General features: G+C 62.8%; 16 protein-coding genes. 5 read left to right on the top strand and 11 right to left on the bottom strand.

Features of this window, described 5'->3' with window-relative positions; genetic code table 11:
• Nucleotides 1-570 precede the first annotated feature (570 nt).
• Nucleotides 571-774, top strand: a complete 204-nt coding sequence (locus CQ012_RS12805; RefSeq protein WP_105658961.1) for a cold-shock protein — start codon at nucleotides 571-573, stop codon at nucleotides 772-774.
• A gap of 701 nt (nucleotides 775-1,475) precedes the next feature.
• Entirely contained in the window at nucleotides 1,476-1,916 is a 441-nt protein-coding gene (locus CQ012_RS12800) for a hypothetical protein (RefSeq protein ID WP_105662366.1), read from the top strand.
• Nucleotides 1,917-2,035: 119 nt separating this feature from the next.
• Here the strand turns inward: CQ012_RS12800 and CQ012_RS12795 are convergent, their stop codons facing one another.
• The 3 genes from CQ012_RS12795 to CQ012_RS17485 form a co-directional block, all read right to left on the bottom strand.
• The gene (locus CQ012_RS12795; RefSeq protein WP_353616149.1) at nucleotides 2,036-2,887 is read right to left on the bottom strand and encodes a cation diffusion facilitator family transporter; all 852 of its coding nucleotides are present in this window, start codon (nucleotides 2,885-2,887) and stop codon (nucleotides 2,036-2,038) included.
• Between the two features lie 106 nt (nucleotides 2,888-2,993).
• A complete protein-coding gene (locus tag CQ012_RS12790) occupies nucleotides 2,994-3,425 on the bottom strand; it encodes a transporter substrate-binding domain-containing protein (RefSeq protein ID WP_105662383.1) in 432 nt (143 codons plus the stop codon).
• 446 nt (nucleotides 3,426-3,871) lie between these two features.
• Nucleotides 3,872-4,129: a hypothetical protein gene (locus CQ012_RS17485; RefSeq protein ID WP_146112340.1), complete on the bottom strand. Its 258-nt coding sequence runs from the start codon at nucleotides 4,127-4,129 to the stop codon at nucleotides 3,872-3,874.
• A gap of 453 nt (nucleotides 4,130-4,582) precedes the next feature.
• Here CQ012_RS17485 and CQ012_RS12780 point away from each other — a divergent pair, with 453 nt between their 5' ends.
• Entirely contained in the window at nucleotides 4,583-5,812 is a 1,230-nt protein-coding gene (locus CQ012_RS12780; RefSeq protein ID WP_286134674.1) for an MFS transporter, read from the top strand.
• Between the two features lie 237 nt (nucleotides 5,813-6,049).
• Here the strand turns inward: CQ012_RS12780 and CQ012_RS12775 are convergent, their stop codons facing one another.
• The 5 genes from CQ012_RS12775 to CQ012_RS12755 form a co-directional block, all read right to left on the bottom strand.
• Nucleotides 6,050-6,937, bottom strand: coding sequence for an ABC transporter ATP-binding protein (locus tag CQ012_RS12775; protein WP_286134397.1), 888 nt, complete (start codon nucleotides 6,935-6,937; stop codon nucleotides 6,050-6,052).
• The gene (locus CQ012_RS12770) at nucleotides 6,934-7,968 is read right to left on the bottom strand and encodes a FecCD family ABC transporter permease (RefSeq protein WP_286134672.1); all 1,035 of its coding nucleotides are present in this window, start codon (nucleotides 7,966-7,968) and stop codon (nucleotides 6,934-6,936) included. Before CQ012_RS12770 ends, CQ012_RS12775 begins: the two co-directional genes overlap by 4 nt.
• Nucleotides 7,969-8,030: 62 nt before the next feature.
• A complete protein-coding gene (locus CQ012_RS12765) occupies nucleotides 8,031-9,140 on the bottom strand; it encodes a FecCD family ABC transporter permease (protein ID WP_105662362.1) in 1,110 nt (369 codons plus the stop codon).
• A gap of 5 nt (nucleotides 9,141-9,145) precedes the next feature.
• Nucleotides 9,146-10,021 carry a siderophore-interacting protein gene (locus tag CQ012_RS12760; protein WP_105658956.1) on the bottom strand — a complete coding sequence of 292 codons (876 nt, stop codon included), beginning with the start codon at nucleotides 10,019-10,021 and terminating at the stop codon, nucleotides 9,146-9,148.
• A gap of 143 nt (nucleotides 10,022-10,164) precedes the next feature.
• On the bottom strand, nucleotides 10,165-11,154 hold the full coding sequence (locus tag CQ012_RS12755; RefSeq protein ID WP_105662361.1) for an ABC transporter substrate-binding protein: 990 nt from the start codon (nucleotides 11,152-11,154) through the stop codon (nucleotides 10,165-10,167).
• 133 nt (nucleotides 11,155-11,287) lie between these two features.
• Here CQ012_RS12755 and CQ012_RS12750 point away from each other — a divergent pair, with 133 nt between their 5' ends.
• The gene (locus CQ012_RS12750) at nucleotides 11,288-13,036 is read left to right on the top strand and encodes an ABC transporter transmembrane domain-containing protein (protein ID WP_181149074.1); all 1,749 of its coding nucleotides are present in this window, start codon (nucleotides 11,288-11,290) and stop codon (nucleotides 13,034-13,036) included.
• A complete protein-coding gene (locus CQ012_RS12745) occupies nucleotides 13,033-14,814 on the top strand; it encodes an ABC transporter ATP-binding protein (protein ID WP_105662359.1) in 1,782 nt (593 codons plus the stop codon). Before CQ012_RS12750 ends, CQ012_RS12745 begins: the two co-directional genes overlap by 4 nt.
• A gap of 209 nt (nucleotides 14,815-15,023) precedes the next feature.
• Here CQ012_RS12745 and CQ012_RS12740 read toward each other — a convergent pair whose 3' ends face one another.
• The 3 genes from CQ012_RS12740 to CQ012_RS12730 form a co-directional block, all read right to left on the bottom strand.
• Nucleotides 15,024-16,067: a hemolysin family protein gene (locus tag CQ012_RS12740; protein ID WP_105662358.1), complete on the bottom strand. Its 1,044-nt coding sequence runs from the start codon at nucleotides 16,065-16,067 to the stop codon at nucleotides 15,024-15,026.
• A complete protein-coding gene (locus tag CQ012_RS12735; protein WP_105662357.1) occupies nucleotides 16,064-17,410 on the bottom strand; it encodes a hemolysin family protein in 1,347 nt (448 codons plus the stop codon). Before CQ012_RS12735 ends, CQ012_RS12740 begins: the two co-directional genes overlap by 4 nt.
• Nucleotides 17,411-18,071: 661 nt before the next feature.
• Nucleotides 18,072-18,860 carry an SDR family NAD(P)-dependent oxidoreductase gene (locus CQ012_RS12730; RefSeq protein ID WP_105662356.1) on the bottom strand — a complete coding sequence of 263 codons (789 nt, stop codon included), beginning with the start codon at nucleotides 18,858-18,860 and terminating at the stop codon, nucleotides 18,072-18,074.
• Nucleotides 18,861-18,911: the final 51 nt, after the last annotated feature.

Below are 18,911 nucleotides of genomic sequence, written 5' to 3'. Positions count from 1 at the left end.
GTCCGCGAATCCTACGCACAGGTGATCACCTACCTGAACAAGGTCGGGCTATCGGCCCGGGATCCTTTCGAGTGCCCAATGATCTCCGGATACCGAATCCCATAACGGTTTTGCTGCAGGCACAGAACAACGAAATCGGCGTCCCGGGCAGGACTTCGACTTCCCCTCACAGCAAACCGGCGAGATTAAGTGAGCTACTCATGGTAGTCTAGATATTAGAGCCAATAAGGAAAATTGAAAATTCCTATTGTTCCTCCCTTGGATTTTTAATAAGCGTTTCCTCGGTATCTTTTCCCATGAGAGCGAATCGCGTCACTTGAAATATTCGTCCCCACTTCCGTGGTGGGGCAGTCGGTTTGAAACTGCGTTTCTATAGAACCTCTTCGACCGCTATTACATGCGTCTCCAGTGAATTCTTACTCCAGAACTCAGAATTCGATGTTCTGGCTCTCCAAGCTATTCATGCTTGATTAAGTTTCACGGGATGCAACAAAAATAATGGCTTCAGTGCTGCTACGGTGGCACAAGCTCAAATCGCGACATATCGCGAATTACGATTTAGGAATACACATGGCTACTGGCACTGTAAAGTGGTTCAACTCCGAAAAGGGCTTCGGTTTCATTGAGCCTTCTGATGGATCCGCTGACGTTTTCGCGCATTACAGCGCAATTCAGAGTTTCGGATTCAAGAATCTTGAAGAAGGACAATCGGTCGAATACAAGCTTGAATCCGGTCCAAAGGGACCTCAGGCTGCGGACATCCAGGCACGCTAAGCGCGTTTAGGCCGATCACCCCAAAAGCGGGGCAGGCGGTCGACGGGTTCTAACGGTCGTTGCAACATCCTGAACAATCAGGCATTGCAACGACCGTACCTTTTTACGCCAAAGATCAGCACCCAGCAACCCGACACGGTCCTGAAGAGCAAGACCAACACCGGGCTAGACGCAACGCTTCGATCATGAGCCGGACTAACGAAAGATTTCAAGCCAAGCGAGACCAACGAGGGTTATATAGCCTACAGTTATATTCCTTCCAAGCACTTGACCGGCTCGTTGATACGCGCCGCTTCAGGCATCTGAAGCTTTTCCGGGACCTGCGCGGTCCAAAACGCTCTGGGTATTGAGTGCAGAATTACGTCGATCCACAGCTTTAAGAGGCGAAACAGGAAAGTGCCCATTCGCTATTCATTCAATTCTTCGACTCTAGTTAACCCGGCAATCTCGTTCTGCTAAATGGATCTCTGCTCCACTGCTTGCACAGGGACATCCCACTTGAAAACCTGCGAATTGCACCACATTGGGCATGTGTCCACATAAGGCTCCGCTCGGCGGTTGGAAACAAGATGTATTATCAGAAGAACACTCCACGATGAACACCGAGCGCCAAAGGCGAAACCCGGGGGATTCCGCGGCTTTATGCCGCAGAACTTCGTGGGCGGTCACCTTTCGGAGAGCTGCCATCAGCGGAGGATTAAATGAACATGCCTGAACTAAATATGCGCGCCATGCACCGCGTCGAAAAACTTTTGCATTGCCCCGAGGCCAGAACCCATCTCACTGCGTACGGCTGGATGGAGGGCATGCCCGTGGTATTCGCGCAACGCACTGATCCAGTAGATGAAGTAATGGGCTTCGTATCGGTCCATGGCCGGGCTGTACTCATGGTTCTTGACGATGACCAAACCGATGACCTGCAGCTATGGCACATCACGGTACCCAGCCCGCTGTTTCCCAAAGTTCCCCATTTGCCAGCTGGAACCACCATCAGCGAACTCTGCTCCCGGCAGCACACGGAGAAAATGATGCCCTTTCGCGTCGCTTTCTGGTCCCATAGCGCGGCAATCCATGAGATTCCCTGCTTTGTGCGCAACGACTGGCCTGGCCAAGTAGCCACGTCACCCACCGATATCGGCTAGTCCGGCGGGGCAGCCGAGGCGGGCTGCTAGCTCCAGCGCCAGCACCCTGCCTCGCCGGTTTTCCTCGCCGGATCGCCGTGCTTCCACTGCGCTCCAGGCGGGGGCCTAGACCTCGAATTTCAGCCCTGCTTGAGGAACTCAGGCAGCTCGGGAACTATCGTCACCACCACGTCATACGCTTTCCAGTCGGTTCCCTCTAGCACTTTCCGCGCTTCCTCGGATTGGGCAAGCGTCACGGTATCGGATTCCGGAACGATGAACGCTTCCGTGTGCTGGACCTGGCCGAGTTCGCGGACCCTCAATCCCGCAGTGCGAACCCAATCCAGGGCATGGAGCTGTTCCTCCATGGCCGGGATCAGCGGGTGCGGATCCGTGCCGTCGACACCTTTGGAACGGCGATCCAGCAAATCCGAGGTTGCGGACTTCGTGCTGTCCCAGCCGTCCTTGAGAATGCCGGCAGCGATCACCAGCGCCGCGGTGGAATCAAGCCACCACAATCCAACGCCGATTCCGGCGACACCGACGATCGAAGCAGCATTGGTCTGCCAGTCGGCCTTGGCCATCTTGGAGTCGGCGTAGAGCAGCTTATTGTGCAGCGGTTGGGCAATCTTGATTTTCAACCGTCCCAGCACCACGGCCGGTGCCGCGATCAGCGCCATGACCGCCATCATGATCCATCCTTGCCATACCGTATGGCCAAACAGGTTCATGGTTCCGATGGTCGGGTGCTCCAGTTTAACCAGAGCCGATACCGATTCGTACGCGAGCATCGCTCCGACGACCAGCAACGCCACTCCTGCGACCAGATGCCCGGCTCCCATGGACCGGTGGTAGCCGTAGGGGTGCGAGCGCCGACGAGCCCTCCGGGTGAACTGCAGTGATGCCAAAAAGGCCAGCTGCGGCAGGACTGAGAGCATGTCTTCGATCCACGCTGTGCGCATGGCCTGCGAATTTCCCACCACTAGTGCCACAAGGTAATGGTGAGCGCCGTGTATCCGATGCTGATCCACTCGAGCTTCGCAGCGCGCGCCATGAGTTCGCGTTGCTCGGGAGGCAAGTGCGTTCCGGCAGCGTTTTTCATGGCATCTCCTGCGTCTGGTCCAGGAAGTACTCCAGCTCGGACAGGAAAGCATTTTCGCCTGGAGGCACGAGCAGGACTATTTTCCTTTCCTTGCCCTTGGCGTCAATGGCGGTCGTGTAGGGACGAGTGACTCCAGCCTTTTCCGACCACGGCGTCTTGGAGGTGATGCCTCCCGCCACCAAATCCAGCTGGCCTGCTTCCACCTGCTTCACTAGCTGTTCTTCGCCACCAATGGTCCATTGGATTTCGGCACCTGCATGCTGGGCAAAGTCTTCTATGAGCGCTGGTTCGGCGCCCTGGGGTACTCCATCCCGGATTTCCACGAAATCCGAAGCAGGAGATACTCCGGCCCGAAGTGTCCCGGAACGAACCGTGTCCAGGGTTCCTTCGGGGTCCACCGGCACCGCTGGGAAGCAGGCTGTCGCCATGAAGACGCATCCAAGAGCCGCTGCTGCCTTCACTTGCCGGGTGCGGGACGAACTGTGCCGGAACATCATTCCTCCTGAGCTTGATCGGCCGGGTTGGCCTCCAAACTACTCCGAGGACTCGTGCTGCAATGCAACGCCCGGGAAATATCGGCGAACTCTCAGCTCGCTTCTGAACGTCAGACCCGCCTGTGCACAAGGTGTTTGCATTATGGGCTTCCGGACCAATCCCGGTAACCAGACGCTGCGAGACGGAGCAAGCTATCAACTTAGGTGCCCTAAGTCGTTTGGCATGTGCCAGACCCAGATCCTGGGGGCGCTGCACTGGGCAAAAATACACCGCCTTAACCAATCGGTTAAGTCAGCATGCGTAGAATCTCTGAAGTTGCGTGATTCTCGGCTTCGAGCATTTGACGAATGCACAATCCAGATCCTTCACGCGTCCTTGATTAAGCTGGTTCTGGGCCGCTTAGACGAAGAAGCACCGTGGTATTTTCTATCCCGCTCGAATGCGAGTATTCAATACAAATTGATGCTTCTCGCCCACTCGAATTTGAATTAACCCAGTCAATTACTTCGTGAATATCTGTGACTTCAGTAAGTCGCCATTCGTCGCTTGCGCCATCCTGTTCCCAAAAATCAACGCGATAGGCAGGTGCTAACTCCTCTTCATGCGGGTAGCGGGGATCGATGCTTCTTGCGATCATTATTTTTACTTCTTTACGATGTTGAGGAAGTTAACTCTCGTTGCAGTTTAACGTTCGCCACTTCGCGACGCCCTCAGGACACAGCCCAATCCCCCGTTGGTCCAAACTTGGATCGCTCAGTATCGGTTCGCTTAATGCGTAATAAGCGTTTTGCGCTTTAAAGAAGCCCACTACACGCTCAAACGGAAATCGAATTTTCTTCGTTCAATCTGCCGCAGGACTGGACCGCGCCGACCTGGATTTCCGCGAGGCCACGGGTAAGCTCAACGACGCGCAGGTTGCGGCCGCGTGAATTCACCCTGGGCTAGTGGATCCAGCCCGGAGTGCCGCCGGCAGGGATTCCCGTTCAATGACACGAATGCCGGATCGCTGCCCGGCCCGTGCCACAATCCGAAGTGGACAGTAGCGCCGAGCACCAGTTGGCGCGTCCTATGCGAGGAGGCATCGGCGGCAGTGCAAGCCAAAATGGAACAGGTCCAGCAGCGGACCAACGCGGCCTGGATCATCATCGTAGCCTCCGGCGTGATGGCCGGCCTGCACATCTGGAAGCTCGCCCCCGCGCTGACCGTGATCCAGGACGAACTGGGCTTCTCGCTGATTTTCTCCGGCGTGCTGCTGGGCGTGGTGCAGGTAGCCGGCATGGCCGGCGGCCTGGCCGTTTCCCTGCTTTCGGAAGTCATCTCCCAGCGCCGAACGCTGGTCCTCGGCTTGCTGCTGCTGGTGCTGGGCAGCGCACTGGGCGCCTTGTCCCCCAGCGCGCCGCTGCTGCTGGCCACCCGCGTCCTGGAAGGGGCGGGCGTGATCATGGCGACCGTCATGGGGCCGGGGCTGGTGCGCCTCCATGCCCCCATCCGGAACCTGAACATGGCCGTGGGGTGGTGGGCCGCCTACATGGGCATGGCCACCTTCATCGGGGTCTTCTCCACGGCGCTGGTGCTCCAGCACCTGTCATGGCACCTGTGGTGGGGCATCCTCGCGTTCATCACCCTGCTGCCGATTCCGCTGATCCTCAAGTTCGTGGGTGCGGATGAACCCGCCGGATCGGCGGCCCTGCGTGAGGCCGCCCGGCGCATCGCCATCACCGCCCGGGCATCGCGCGTGTGGATCAGCGGCCTGATTTTCGGCTGCTACACGGTGCAATGGATGGCAGTAGTGGGGTTCCTGCCCACCATCTACGAGGAATTCGGCCTGGATCCGGTGGCCGGTGGTTTGGCTTCTGCCGTGGTGGGCGGGCTGAACGCGGTGGGCGCGATCCTCTGCGGAGGGCTGCTCCAGCGTGGCGCCAATGGGCGCACGCTGCTGCTAGCCGGCTTCGCGCTGATGTCCCTGGCATCGTTTTGCACCTTCGCCTTCGACTACCCGCCTGGGTTGCTGTGGATCCAGATGATCTGCGTTGGCTTCTTCTCGCTGGCCGGAGCGGCCATCCCGACCACCATGACCCGCGTGGTGGTCGATCTGGCTCCGCCCGGCGGTTCGGCCCCTGCCTCGATGGGCTTGACCCAGCAGATCTTCAACATCGGCAACTTCACCGGCCCGATGCTGCTGGCATCCATGGCCACAATCACCGGCGGCTGGAATGCCACCTGGTTGCTGACCACAGGCTTCGCGCTGCTCGGGGCAATGCTGACCTTGCTGCTTTCGCGCAAGAACTCGCCCTTCGAGTCCGCTCGGCGATCCCGGTAGCTGATGCCAGCCCGCGGCGCTTGACCACTGCACAAAAGGCTGCGGGAACTACCCCGTCAGCCAAATTTGCGCACCAAGAGCCCCGGCTATCCGGACCGGTTCCCAAGCAGTCAGGAGGCTTGTATCCAGCCCGGTTCATGGGATGGTCTCTAAACTCCCCCACCAAGGCTCAACCAAGCGACCGGGTTCTTGCCCATGGCAGCATCTTGCGCCGTGGGCCACCCCGGATCCGAGCTATCAATCGACTGATTTCGGCGCGGACTCGTGACGCAGCCTGCCGGGGACGGCGACCATCATCGGACCGGATGTCACCGGATCGGGGTGAATCTCGCAGTGCACGCCAAATGCCTCGCCAAGGCTCTGCGCCGTAATGACATCTTCTGGTGCGCCGGAAGCCAGTATCTTTCCGCCACGCATCATCACCACGGTGTCGGCGTATCGCACTGCCTGATTGATGTCGTGCAGCACCGCGACCACGGTTTTTCCCGCATCGCGTTGCCGGGCGAACAGGTCCAGCAGCTCCACCTGATGGGCGACATCCAGATAGGTTGTCGGCTCATCCAGCAGCAGAATGGGTGCCTGCTGGGCCAAGGTGGTGGCCGCCCAGACCCTCTGGCGCTGGCCGCCGGAAAGCTCGGCCAGCCGGCGGGTGGCCAAGGGAAGGGTTCCGGTCGCGGCCAGTGCAGCGTGGACCGCCGCTTCATCCTGCTCGCTATGCTGGGCCAGCAGCTTCTGATGCGGGAAGCGGCCGCGGGCTACCAGCTGGGCAACGGTGATCCCCGAGGGAGCGATGGCTTGCTGGCTCAACAGCGACACTTCCCGTGCATAGGCCTTGGGCTTGTAGGATGCGATGGGGTTGCCATCCAGCAGCACCCGGCCGGCCATGGGCTTCAGCAACCTGGCCAGCGCGCTGAGCAGCGTGGACTTGCCGCAGCCGTTGGGCCCGATGATCGCGGTGAATTTGCCCGCTTCGAAGGACGCATCGAGGCAATCGATGACTGGCTCACGGCCATATCCCAGCTGCACCCCCTGCACCTCAAGCCGAGGCGCTGGCTTCCGCGCCACCATACCCGCTCTTACCGCGTCGGCTGCCTGCTGAGCGGGTTCGGTTCCCAATGCGCTCATGCGCGACTCTCCCTTATCAATAGCCAAATCAAATACACTCCGCCAAGGCAGACGGTCACAATGCCGACCGGCAGCTGGATCGGCATGAAAGCTATGCGTGCCACGGTGTCCGCCGACACCAGCAGCAACGCTCCGAAGCATCCAGCCGGAACGAGGTCCAGCTCGGCACGGCCGCTGAGCCGGGCCGAGATCTGCGGGGCCACCAGGGCCACGAAGGCGATCGGCCCAGCCGCCGCGGTGGCCACCGCCACCAGGCCAACTCCTACAACCACCATCGACGCGCGCACCAGCTTGGCATTCACGCCCAGCGAAATGGCCAGCGGATCTCCGCATTCCAGGATCCGGGCATGGCGTTGCAGCAGAACCGCGGCAAGCGCGAAAATGCCAATGCCCAGCAGCGAAGGACCCACTACGGCATTGCCGACCGAGTTCAGCGAACCAGCACCCCATACCGCTGCAGACATGGCTACCTGGCGTTGAGCTGCCAACAGCATGAACGTGTTGGCCGAGGCCAGCATGGCGCCAACGCCAATACCGACCACAATGAGCCGGAACCCTGTGGTCCCGTTGCGGCTGGCGATCATGAAAACCAATGCCGCGGCCGCCAGGCCTCCGGCAATGGAACCCACGGCAATCTGTGCGGCACTCGCGGTGGTGAAAAGCATCAGCGCCAGCGCCGCGGTGTAAGCCCCCGAACTGAAGCCAATCACGTCCGGGCTGCCCAGGGGGTTCCGGGTCAACGATTGGAAGAGTGCACCAGAGATTCCGAGGGCGAATCCGAATGCCAGTGCCAGGACCACCCGGGTCAGCCGCCAGTCGCGGACCACCACTTCATAACGGTGCTCGGAGTTTCCCAGCAGCGCGGGAATCACCTGGTCCATCGGCACACGCACATCCCCGAGGGCCAGGGATATGAGCCCAACCAGCAGCCCGCACAGGGCCAGGGCCGTACCCACCAGCAGCGAGGTGCGATCAAGCCGCCAACTCCAACGGCCACGACCGATCCGCACTTCCCGTCGTCCGGTTGGCACCTGGCACCCTTGCACACGCCCACCGGCTGCCTCAGCCGGTGCTGGGATCAGGGGCTTGAGGTTCATAGGGTACTCGCGTTCTTGCGCCGGGCCAAGGCCAAGAGCACAGGTGCACCGGCAAAGGCGGTGATGATTCCCGCCGAGACCTCCGCATTGGGCAGGATCACCCGGCCCAGGATGTCGGAACCAAGCAGCAGCACAGGGGCCAGGACGATGGTGAAAATCAGGATCCAGCCCTGTTGCACGCCAAACAGCCAGCGCACCACGTGCGGAATCATGAGTCCGACGAAACCAATCGGGCCTGCCAGCGCGGTTGCCGCGCCGCAGAGCAATGTCACCGCGGCGATGACCGCGATCCGCACCGGGGCGATGCGCACGCCCAGCGCCTTGGCCGGAGCATCCCCCAGGGCAATCGCATTCAGCGACCCGGCGCAGCACAGCGCGATGGCAAGGCCCACTGCCACGAAGGGGACAATCAGCAGCACTGCTGGAAGCTCGTGGCCGTTGAGATTTCCTGCGGTGTATACCCGCATCATGTCGAAAATCTGCGGACGCAGCAGCACCAGCGCGGTGGTGATCCCCGACAGCACCGCGCCGAAGGCCACACCAGCCAGCACCAAGGTCGACGGGTCGGCGGCGCGTCCTCCCTTGGAGAGGGTTAATCCGTATACCGCCAAGGTTGCGGCGAGCGCACCGCCCAAGGCCCACCAGATGGCACCGAGCACACTCAGCGAACCGAAAGCAAAACTTGCCATCACCAAGGAGAATTGGGCTCCGGCGTTGACGCCCAGGATGCCTGGATCCGCCAGCGGGTTGCGGGTCAGCGCCTGGATCAGGGCCCCGGCTACGCCCAACGCGACCCCGGCCAGAACGCCCAGGACCGTACGTGGAACCCGCAACTGCCGGATGACCTGCGCCTCATCGGTATTGAAGGAGGGATTGGTGATGGTCTGCCAGGCCACGGACAGGTCGATCTGGCGGCTGCCGAAGGCCAGCGAGCACAGCACCGTGAACGCCAACAGGGCAATCAGGCCGGCAAGCCATACCAGCTTGGCTCCCGGTGAACCCACCAGCACCCGGTGCCGCTGGTCCGCATCGGTACCGGCCGCGCTGCCCGGTGGTGCTGCGCCGGGTGGGGCCAGCAACAGCCCGGGATCCCGTGTGGTTGCCACCGTGCTCAGAGCCCCAGGCGTGCAAGTTCGGACTCGTATGCGATCAATGCCTCGTCGTGGTCTTCGAAGCTGTCCCAGAGGGCATCAAGGGCCTCCTTTATACCGGCATCCAAGGCATCCCACTGGGCACGCCACTTCTCGGCTTGCTCGACCCAGTAGCCAATCACCTTGTATTGGGTGCTTGGCCACCGCAGTTCCCGGTGCAGCATCTTGCGGATCTCACGCAGCGCAGCGGATTGCCCGGCCACCCAGACGTACGGGCGGGTTTCCGATCCGGCCGCCGCCTCAACCGCCTTGCGTGCCACCTTGGGCAACACGCTGGGGGCCACGCCGTTTCCGGCCACAATCCACTGCACGCCCAGGTTCGGCAAACCCGACAGGTCCAGGCGCGAGGCCTCATCCGGGATCTCCACCACCAGCTCGGTGCGCACCTGTTCACCGGTCAGTTCCACCAGCCGTACCGCGGCCGGCAGCCCGGTCAGGTCGCAGATCAGCACCTGCGAGGTTGCTTCCGGCGGGCAATCGTACAGCCCGGTCGGTGAGTTCAATCCGATCCGGTCTCCTGGTTCGGCGGCCAGTGCCCACGCGGCGGCAATGCCTCCGTCATGGACCACGAAATCGATATCGATCCACCCCTCGCCGCAGTCGCGGATGGTGTAGGTGCGCATTGGCGCGTCCGGCTGCCCCGGAGGCGTGCGCCAGGTATCCCCATCGGCTACCGGAAGGCACAGCAGGCTGCGGTCCTCGGTATGCGGGAAAAACAGGCGAACATATTCGTCGCCGACCCCCGTGCTGGTGAAGCCCTGCACTGCGAAGCGCAGCCGCTTCAGCGTAGGCGAGAGCAGGCGGGTGGATTGCACGGTTGCTTCAAAAATTTCCATGAAAGGATCCTGAATCTGGGGGCGTCGGCTGCTTGAAGTGCGAACGCAGGAGGGGTGGTTGAGCTGCGCTCAGGCGCAGGCAATGGCCGTATCCGTCCGGCCGGGAAACTTGACGGGGCCGGACGGATGCGGTCATGTCTGGATTATCCGGCGAGGTCGCTGCGGACCTGCTGCAGGAACGCTGTGGCGCCCGACGGCGAACCGTAGGCCATTTCCATGTTGTAGGTGTAGATCCGCTCATTCTTCACAAAGGGCAGATCCTTCCAGTAGGGCGACTTGGCCATGGAGGCGATGGACTTGTCCAGCTCGGCCTTCGCATCCTCGCCAACGCCGGTGGACATCCACACCGCGTCCACGTCCTTGAGCCGGTCCAGTTCCTCCAAGCTCAGCGACAGGCCTTTTTCGCGGCTCAACTCGGTGGTCTCCAGGCCAATGGTGTCAAAGACTCCGCATTCGAGGTAGGCGTAGCAGTCGACGTTGACCTTGCCATCCCAGTACCCCAGGGTGGCGACGGTCAGGTCGCCGTTTCCTGCTTCATCGATGGCGGTTTTGGCTTCGGCACCCGCCTGCTGGTAGTCCTGCAGCCACCGGTCGTACTGGGCCTGCCGGTCGAGGTCCTTGGCGGTCCGCTCGAAGTGCGACTGCCACGTTTGACCGTCAAAGGCGTTGGTCGTGTAGGTCGGGGCAATGGCCGCGAGCTTCTCATGCACCTCGGCGTCATACCCTAGGCCGTTGAGGATGAAGTCCGGGGCGGCGCCGAGGACGCGCTCGTAGTTGAATTCCGGGTAGTTGGCGAACGGGGTGACCCCCTCCAAGGCTTCTTGGTCGAAGTAGTCCGGGAAGGTAGTGAAGCCGGAGTCGCCGCGAATCGGCTGTTCAGCGGCCAGCGGCACCTCCAGGATGGTCAGGATATCCACGTCGGTGGTGTAGAAACCCAGGGCTGCGGCGGGTTGCTGCTCCAGCGAAACTTCGTGGCCTTGCGGGTCCACGGTCTTCAGCGGGGTTCCTTCGGCCGCTGGGGACGATGGCGCCTGGGAGGCCTCGGAGGACTGGCCGCAGCCGGTCAGGGCCAAGGCCGTGGCGGCAAGCAGCGCGGCTGGGGCCAACAAAGTGCGAGTGATCTTGCGGGTCATGCGGGTGATCCTTAAACGGTCGGCCGCCGGGTGCGTGGACTGCGAGGTCCCACGGAGCGCACCACAAATCGGCACTGAGCATAGGCTAACCTATGTGAGTTACGAAAATAATTAATAGCATATTATGGGTAGCATGTCCTCATCTATGCTCACCGGGCGCACTCTGCTGCGCGGCATGCTGCGAGCCGAACGCGGCCGCATCATCGGCGCCATCGCCCTCCTTTCCTGCTGGACAGCGGGCGAAGCTCTTGTCCCCGCGCTGGTCGGTGCCACCATCGACCACGCCATCGCCGGGCAGAGCTTGCCGCTGCTGCTGGTGTGGCTCGCCGCCCTCGGCCTGTGCTTCCTCATGCTGTCCTTCGGCTACCGGTTGGGTGCACGGCTGGGCAACTCCGGAATGAACCGCCAGGTGCACCTGATGCGAACCCGGATCGCCGAGCATGTCATGGACCCCGGCTATCGGCCTGCCACCGCACGGATGCCCGGGGAAATTGCTGCCATCACCTCGGTGGACACCACCGTCACCGCGACGATCATCCGCCAGGCTTCCCTGGGCTTCAGCGCCTTGGCGGGCCTGCTGGTCTGCGCCGGATACCTGCTCTGGGCCAACCTCTGGGTTGGCCTGGCGGTGCTGGCCATCACGCCACTGGGCATGGCCGCCCTGCGCTGGCTGACCCCCAGATTGAGCCGGGCCAGCGACCGGTTGCAGTCCGATATCGCCGCATCCGGCGCGGCGGCCGCCGATCTCATGGCAGGAGTCCAGGTACTGCGTGGCATCGGCGGCCAGGACCAGGCATCCGAGCGCTACCGTGCCGCCAGCCGCAGCGCCGCCACCGCGGGGGTGGCCTCCGCTTCGGCCACCGGACGGATCGAGGGCGCCCAGGTATTGATCTCGGGGCTGGTCCTGCTGTCCGCCGCCAGCCTGGGCGCCTGGCAGGTTGCTGAAGGAGCCATGGGCATCGGCACCTTGCTGGGTGTGCTGGGCGTGGCCCAGTTCTTGTCCACGCCGCTGGGCATCCTGGTCTCAACGGTGGAAGCCGGCACCCGGTCCATCGCCGCGGCGGATCGCGTTGCCGCATTGCTGGCCGACGGCGGGCGGCAACCCGGAACCCGGCGTCCGGCAGCCGAGCCGGATGCAGCACTTGCCTTGGATGTGCCCGGGCTTGGCGAACGCCCGCTGGTTTTCGTGCCCGGCAGGTTCACCGTGCTGGTCTGCGCCAACGACAGCATGCGCCACCGGCTGGCCAAGCTGCTCAGCGAAGGCTCGGAAAATCCTGGCACCGCGGCAGTCCGCGAAGGTACAGCGGCGGCGGCTGCCGCGCGGCTGCTGGTTGATGGAATCGACGCCGCGCAGATCGATCCCGCCTACCTGCCGCAGCTGCTGCGCATGGCCCCGCATCAGGCGCACCTCATCGAGGGCAGCGTGAAGGAAAACATTGTGGGCGACGCAGCGCTGCCCGACCCGCAGACCCTGCAGCTGCTGCTGCGCGCCAGCGGCGTCGACGAGCTGCTGGGCACGCTGCCCGATGGGCTCGAACACCAGGTCCAGGGCCGTGGACATAACCTTTCCGGCGGCCAGCGTCAACGCATCGCACTGGCCCGCGCATTATCCGGCGGACCGTTGGCGCGCGTGCTGCACGATCCAACCAGCGCAGTGGATTCGGTCACCGAGGCGAACATCGCCCAGGGCCTGGTCCAGCTGCGCGCGCATGCCGCCAGCAACGGAGCCGGGGCAGGCACCTTGCTGGTGCTGAGCACATCCCCCACCCTGCTGCATGCCGCAGATGAGGTGCTTTTCCTCGCGGCCGATGGAAGCATCACGCGTTCCACCCACCGCGCACTTGCAGAAAATACGACCTATGAAAAGGTGGTCGGCCGATGAGCGCTGTTCACGACCGGGCAGAACCCTCCGCTCCCGCCCTGCCGACCGCCAGCGCCGCTGCGGCCTGGCGGGCACTGCGGCGAACGCTTCGCCCGCACCGCCTGCTGATCACCTGGGCATCCGTGATCACCCTGGCTGCCTCCGCAACGGCCATGGTCCCGCCGTTTGCCATTGGCATCCTGGTGGATGCGCTGGGCACCGGCGCACCGGGCTCCGCCCTGGTGTGGTGCCTGGCCTCCATTGCCGCCTCCTTGCTCGGCGGCGCGCTGCTGACCTGGTACGCCCGGGTGCTGTACGCGCGCATTGCTGAGCCGACGGTGGCCACGCTGCGCGAGGACGCGGTAGAGCACGCGCTCCACCTGGAGTCGGGAATCCTGGAGCGCGCCGGTGATGGCGAGCTTGTCTCGCGTGTCTCGGATGACTCGCGCCTGATCTCCCAGGCAGTAGCCTGGCTGCTGCCCGCGTTGTTGTCCGCCGGCACGCTGCTGGTGCTGTCGGTTCCAGGGCTGTTCACCCTGCACTGGGTGCTGGGGCTCACCGGGCTGATCGCTGTCCCGATGTACCTGCTCTCGCTGCGCTGGTACCTGCCACGCAGCGCACCGCTCTACCGCGAAGAACGCGAGATCCTCGCTCGACGCACCAATACCTTCTTGAACGCATTCCATGGCCGGGCTATGCTGCATTCGCAAGGCTGGGCGCAAACGCAAATCGATGCCCTTGAACACGCAAGCGACGATTCACGCCACGTCGCGGACCGGGTTTTCCGCATGCTGACCCGCTACTTCGCACGCAACAACCGGGCCGAATTCATCACCATGGCCGCGCTGCTGACCTCGGGGTTCTTCCTGGTCCAGGCCAATGCAGCGACGGTTGGCGCTGTCACCACCGCGGCTCTGCTCTACCATCGGCTGTTCGACCCGATCTCCGAGGTGGTCACCTTGTTCGACATGCTCCAGGAAGCGGGGATCGCGTTGCGCCGGGTGACCGGAGTGTTGCTGGCCGCTCGGCGCACCCCGCTGGCCAGATCCGCGGTTCCCTCAGCTTCTTCCCCTGCCGAGGGACTGATTCTAAGTGGTGTCAGCCACCGTTTTGAGACCGGCCCGCAGGTCCTGGGCAATCTCGACCTGCATCTGCGCGATGGCCAGTGCGTCGCCTTGGTCGGTTCGACCGGCGCCGGGAAATCCACAGCAGCCAAGATCTTGTCCGGCGTCATCGAGCCGAGCTCAGGCACCGCCGCGTTGGATGGAACCGCGCTGGCCGCCCTGGACACCGCGACCCTGCGCCGCAACATCGCATTAATTTCGCAGGAGACCCATGTCTTTGCGGGAACCGTCCGGGAGAACTTGCTGCTGGGATCCACGGCGCCGTGCACCGATGCCCGGATTCAGCAGGCGTTGGAAACCTGTCACGCTGGCTGGATTAATGCACTGCCCGAAGGCCTTGATACCCTGCTCGGCTCCGATGGGCATCAATTGACGGCCCACGAACAACAGCACCTGGCGTTGGTCCGCATTGCACTGCTCAACCCGCGCATCATTGTGATGGATGAGGCCACGGCCGAGTCCGGATCCAGCAATTCGCGGGTGCTGGATGCGGCTGCCGCCGCGCTGGCTGCCGGGCGCACCGCCTTGGTGATTGCCCACCGGCTTTCCCAAGCGCGTTTGGCCCACCGGATCATTGTGATGGAGCACGGTCAGATCATTGAGGATGGCAGCCATGAGGAATTGCTGGCAGCCGGTGGGCGCTATGCCCAGCTCTGGGCCGCGTGGGAAGGATAGTTCACGTTCTCCTGGCAGCCATGTTCAGTCCGACGTCGAATAGCTGCTGGCTACGGGCTTCGCACCGCTCGGGGCGGCGCTGGTGCTCTCGCGCAGGATTCCCCCTATGCCAAGGCGCCGTGATGCCCTGGACGAGCAGGGCTGGAGGCCCGAGATGTCCCATCCTGCCTCCAGCCCCTGCCCGGTGCTTTATTGTCCGGCTTGCGCGGCTAGCTTGCGCTGCGGTGCTCGTCCCTGATCTGGCCGACCAGCTCTGCGAGCATGTCTTCCAAGGTCACCATGCCGGTGACCTTGCCCGTTTCGCCATCACGCACCAGGGCCAAATGGGCTCCGGAGAGCTGCATTTCCTGCAGCGCGGTGCGCACGCTTTGCTGCTGCCCGAAGGACGGCAGCTCGCGGATGCCGCTGCGCTGCAGCGGCTGCGTCCGGGCTTGCGCATCGGCGCCCAGCACGTCCTTGACGTGGACATAGCCCACCGGGGTGCCGCCGGCGTCCACCAGCGGGAAGCGCGAGAAGCCGTGCGCGGCCGCCGCCTCGATCTGCTCTATCGTGGCATCTACCGGCAAGGTCTGCACCTTCTCGAAGCTGATCGCCACGGACTCGATGCTCCGGGCATCGAAGTGCAAGGCGCCCAGCAGCAGCTGCTCGTCATGCGCATCGAGCAGGCCTCCCTCCCGGGATTCGGCCACCATGGAAGAGACCTCGTCGCGGGTAAAGGTGCTGGCCACTTCGTTCTTCGGAACGACGCCGAAGATCCGCAGCACCAGGTTGCCCATGGCATTCATCAGCCACAGCACCGGGCGCAGCACCTTGACCAGGATGACCATGCTCGGGCCCAGGATCAGCGCCATGCGCTCGGGTCCGGCCAACGCCATGTTCTTGGGCACCATCTCGGCAAGCACCACGTGCAGGTAGGTCACCGCGATCAGCGCAATCGCGTAGGACAGCGCGTCGATCATGCCTGCCGGAACGCCGATGGCTTCGAAGGGCCCGGCCACCGCGTACTTCACCAGCGGCTTGGTGACATAGCCCAGCGCCAGCGAGCAGACGGTGATGCCCAGCTGGGCACCGGCCATGACCAGCGAAACGTTCTCGATGGCCCACAGCGTCATCTTGGCGCTGCGGCTGCCTTCCATGGCCTTGGGCTCGATGATGCTCCGGCGTGCGGAGATCAGCGCGAATTCGGCGCCGACAAAGTAGAAGTTCGCTGCCAGCAGCGCGACCGTCACCAGAATTCCCATAAGGTCGCTCATCGTGCGTCCTCCCCTTCTGCCTGCTCGGACACCGTCACATCGACACTGGCGATCCGCTGCCCATCGGTGGCGTGGATGGTGAATTCAAGTTCCTTATGCGGTCCACCGGGCTCGCCCGGGACCACGAGGCGCACGACATCGCCCACCTCGCCGAACTTGCCCAGCTGCACGGTCAGCAGTCCTGCCAAGGTCTCGTAGTCCGAGTCCTCGGGGATCTGGCAGCCCAGCAGCTCATTGGCCTCATCCGGCCGCAGTGCCGCATCCAGCCGCCAGGAGTTCCCGGAGAGCACCTGGATGGTGGAATCCTCCGGGTCGTGCTCGTCGCGCACTTCGCCGACGATTTCCTCCACGAGGTCTTCCAGCGTGAGCATCCCGGCGACGTCGCCGGTCTCGTCGATCAGTACCGCCAGTTGCAGCCCGCCGTTGCGCATCTGGTCCATCAGCTCATCGAGCTCGATGGTATCCGGGACCAGGAAGGCATCTTCTGCACTGTCCCCGGCCGCGGACTGCTGCCGCTGCGCGTAGGGGATGGCGAGCAAGGCGCGGATGTGCACCATGCCCAGCACGCGGTGCCCGCCCTCGTCCACCAGCGGGAAGCGGGAATGCCCGGTCCGCGCGGCAAGCTCCAGCACTTCGTGCACCGTCTCCTGGGCGGTCACGGTGATCATCCGCGATCGGGCGGTCATCACATCATGGGCCCGGCGGTTGCCGAAGGCCACGGTCCGGCGCAGCATTTCGGCAGTTTCCGAGGGAAGCAGTCCCTCGCGGGCCGAGTGCCCCACCAAGGCCACCAGTTCCTCGGCCGAACGGGTCGAGGCCAGCTCTTCTTGCGGCTCGATGCCGAAGCGGCGGACAATCCAGTTGGCGTTGCCGTTGAAGAATGAAAGGAGGGGCTTGGTCACGACGCTGAAGCCGCGCTGGAACCCCACCACGGCCTTGGCGGTTTCGAAAGGCTTGGCAATGGCCAGGTTCTTGGGAACCAATTCGCCGAAGACCATGGTCAAGATGGTGGCCAGGATCAGCGCAATGGCAATGGAGACCGAGCGGGCCAGGGTTTCGTCGAGACCGAAGTCCTGCAGCGGCCCGACGACCAGGGCCGCGATGGCCGGCTCGGCGAGGAAGCCGATGCCGAGGTTGGTCAGCGTGATGCCCAGCTGGGCGCCCGAAAGCTGGGTGGACAATGTTTCCATGCCCTTGAGAACACCGGAGGCACGGCGGTCGCCGTTCGCGGCGGCCTGCTTGACCTGATTCCGGTTTACCGTGATCAGCGCGAATTCAGCGGCAACGAATAATCCGCAACCGAGAATGAGGAGAAGCGCTATGAGTAGCGAGATCCATTCCAATTACATGCACCCCCTGACCTGCGGAGCCTGGCCGGCATGCCTTCCGGGCAGAGGGTTGGAACTATGAGATCTACTGTCGCCTGAAGCGTCCATCATTCCCTTCCGACCGGAGTATCTTCCTCCGGCCTGCTGTGTTCCATCAATTATCCGGCATGCTGCGCGCCAAATTGGTTGAACCGTACAATTGTTTGCCCAATCCCCTGCTCTTGCATAGAGATTTCACAAGATTACCGGCAGCCGAGCTGATCGGCTATGCCGGAGATTCAACAAACCTGCATCTTCGATTCAGATCCATTGGCTTCTTTTAAGTCCGCGAAATACGCTGGTCCGGCGCATGGCGCCCAAGAAGGAGAAGCTCTATTTCCGGGCGCTACCGTCTTCGGCGGTTCCTGACGGGCGTGGCTCACTGGCGTATTGCTCTTAGCTTCTTCCAACGACCTGGACACGCAGTTCAACTAGGCCGAAGACCCGCAGAATTTCGTCATCGTCAGGCACGGCTCCCAAGAATGCGGACGTCGAAGGGCTGACTACCGCTTGCTTGAAGATGCGCAAATGCCTGGGCGGTGGGCACTGAGCCGGCCGCCTGCCGGCTCACCCAACAGCGAAGAGGTTCGCCGCGGAGCTACAGTGCTCCATGGCGAACCTCGTCAATGCCCATGCGTCAGGAGAAGTTGATGCCGCCATCGATCAAGACAGTCTGGCCAGTCATGTGGTCCGAGTCCGGCCCTGCCAAATAACTCACCAGCTTGGCGACGTCCTCCGGCTCGGAAACACGGCCAGCCAGAATGTTGTCCACCTGCGCCTGCAGGGCACTGCCCCTCGGGGTTCCTTCACGCGCCGTGAGCCGCTCGTCAATCAAATCCCACATCGCGGTTCCCACCACGCCCGGCGCATAGGAATTGACGGTGATGTTGTGTTTGGCGAACTCCATGGCGGCCGCTTGGGTCAGTCCTCGCACCGCCCATTTGGTGGCCGAATACGAGGCGAGGATGGGAAACGGACGGAAAGCAACGATGGATGCCGCGCCAATGATTTTCCCGCCGCTGCCCTGCTCAATGAAGCGCTTGGCCGCCAGCTGGTAGGAATAGAAGACGCCTTTGATGTTCACGTCGAGCATGCGGTCCAACGCCTCGGGTTTCACGTCCAGGATCTCGTCAACCTGCGCAATGCCGGCGTTGGCCACGAACACCGTCAGGTCGCCCAAGACTTCGGTACCCTCCTTGATCATCCGTTCCACGTCTTCGGGGTTCGACACGTCTCCGGCTACCCCGACCGCACGGCGCCCGCGCTGCTGGACGGCGGCGATGACCTCATCCACGTTCTCCTGGGCTCCCGGGACATCGGCAACGATGATGTCCTGCCCATCATCAGCCAGGCGCTCGGCGATGGCCCTTCCAATCCCTCGTCCTGCTCCGGTGATGAGTGCGACCCCTGCGGTGGATCCTGCCATGGTGATTCCTCCTGTTAGATGCTGCTCGGACTTTGAAGCGGCCCCTTGGCC

Source organism: Arthrobacter sp. MYb214 (assembly GCF_002979865.1).
Lineage (GTDB): Bacteria > Actinomycetota > Actinomycetes > Actinomycetales > Micrococcaceae > Glutamicibacter.
Note: the sequence above shows the minus strand (reverse complement) of the source record. Positions and strands in the feature narration are given on the sequence as shown.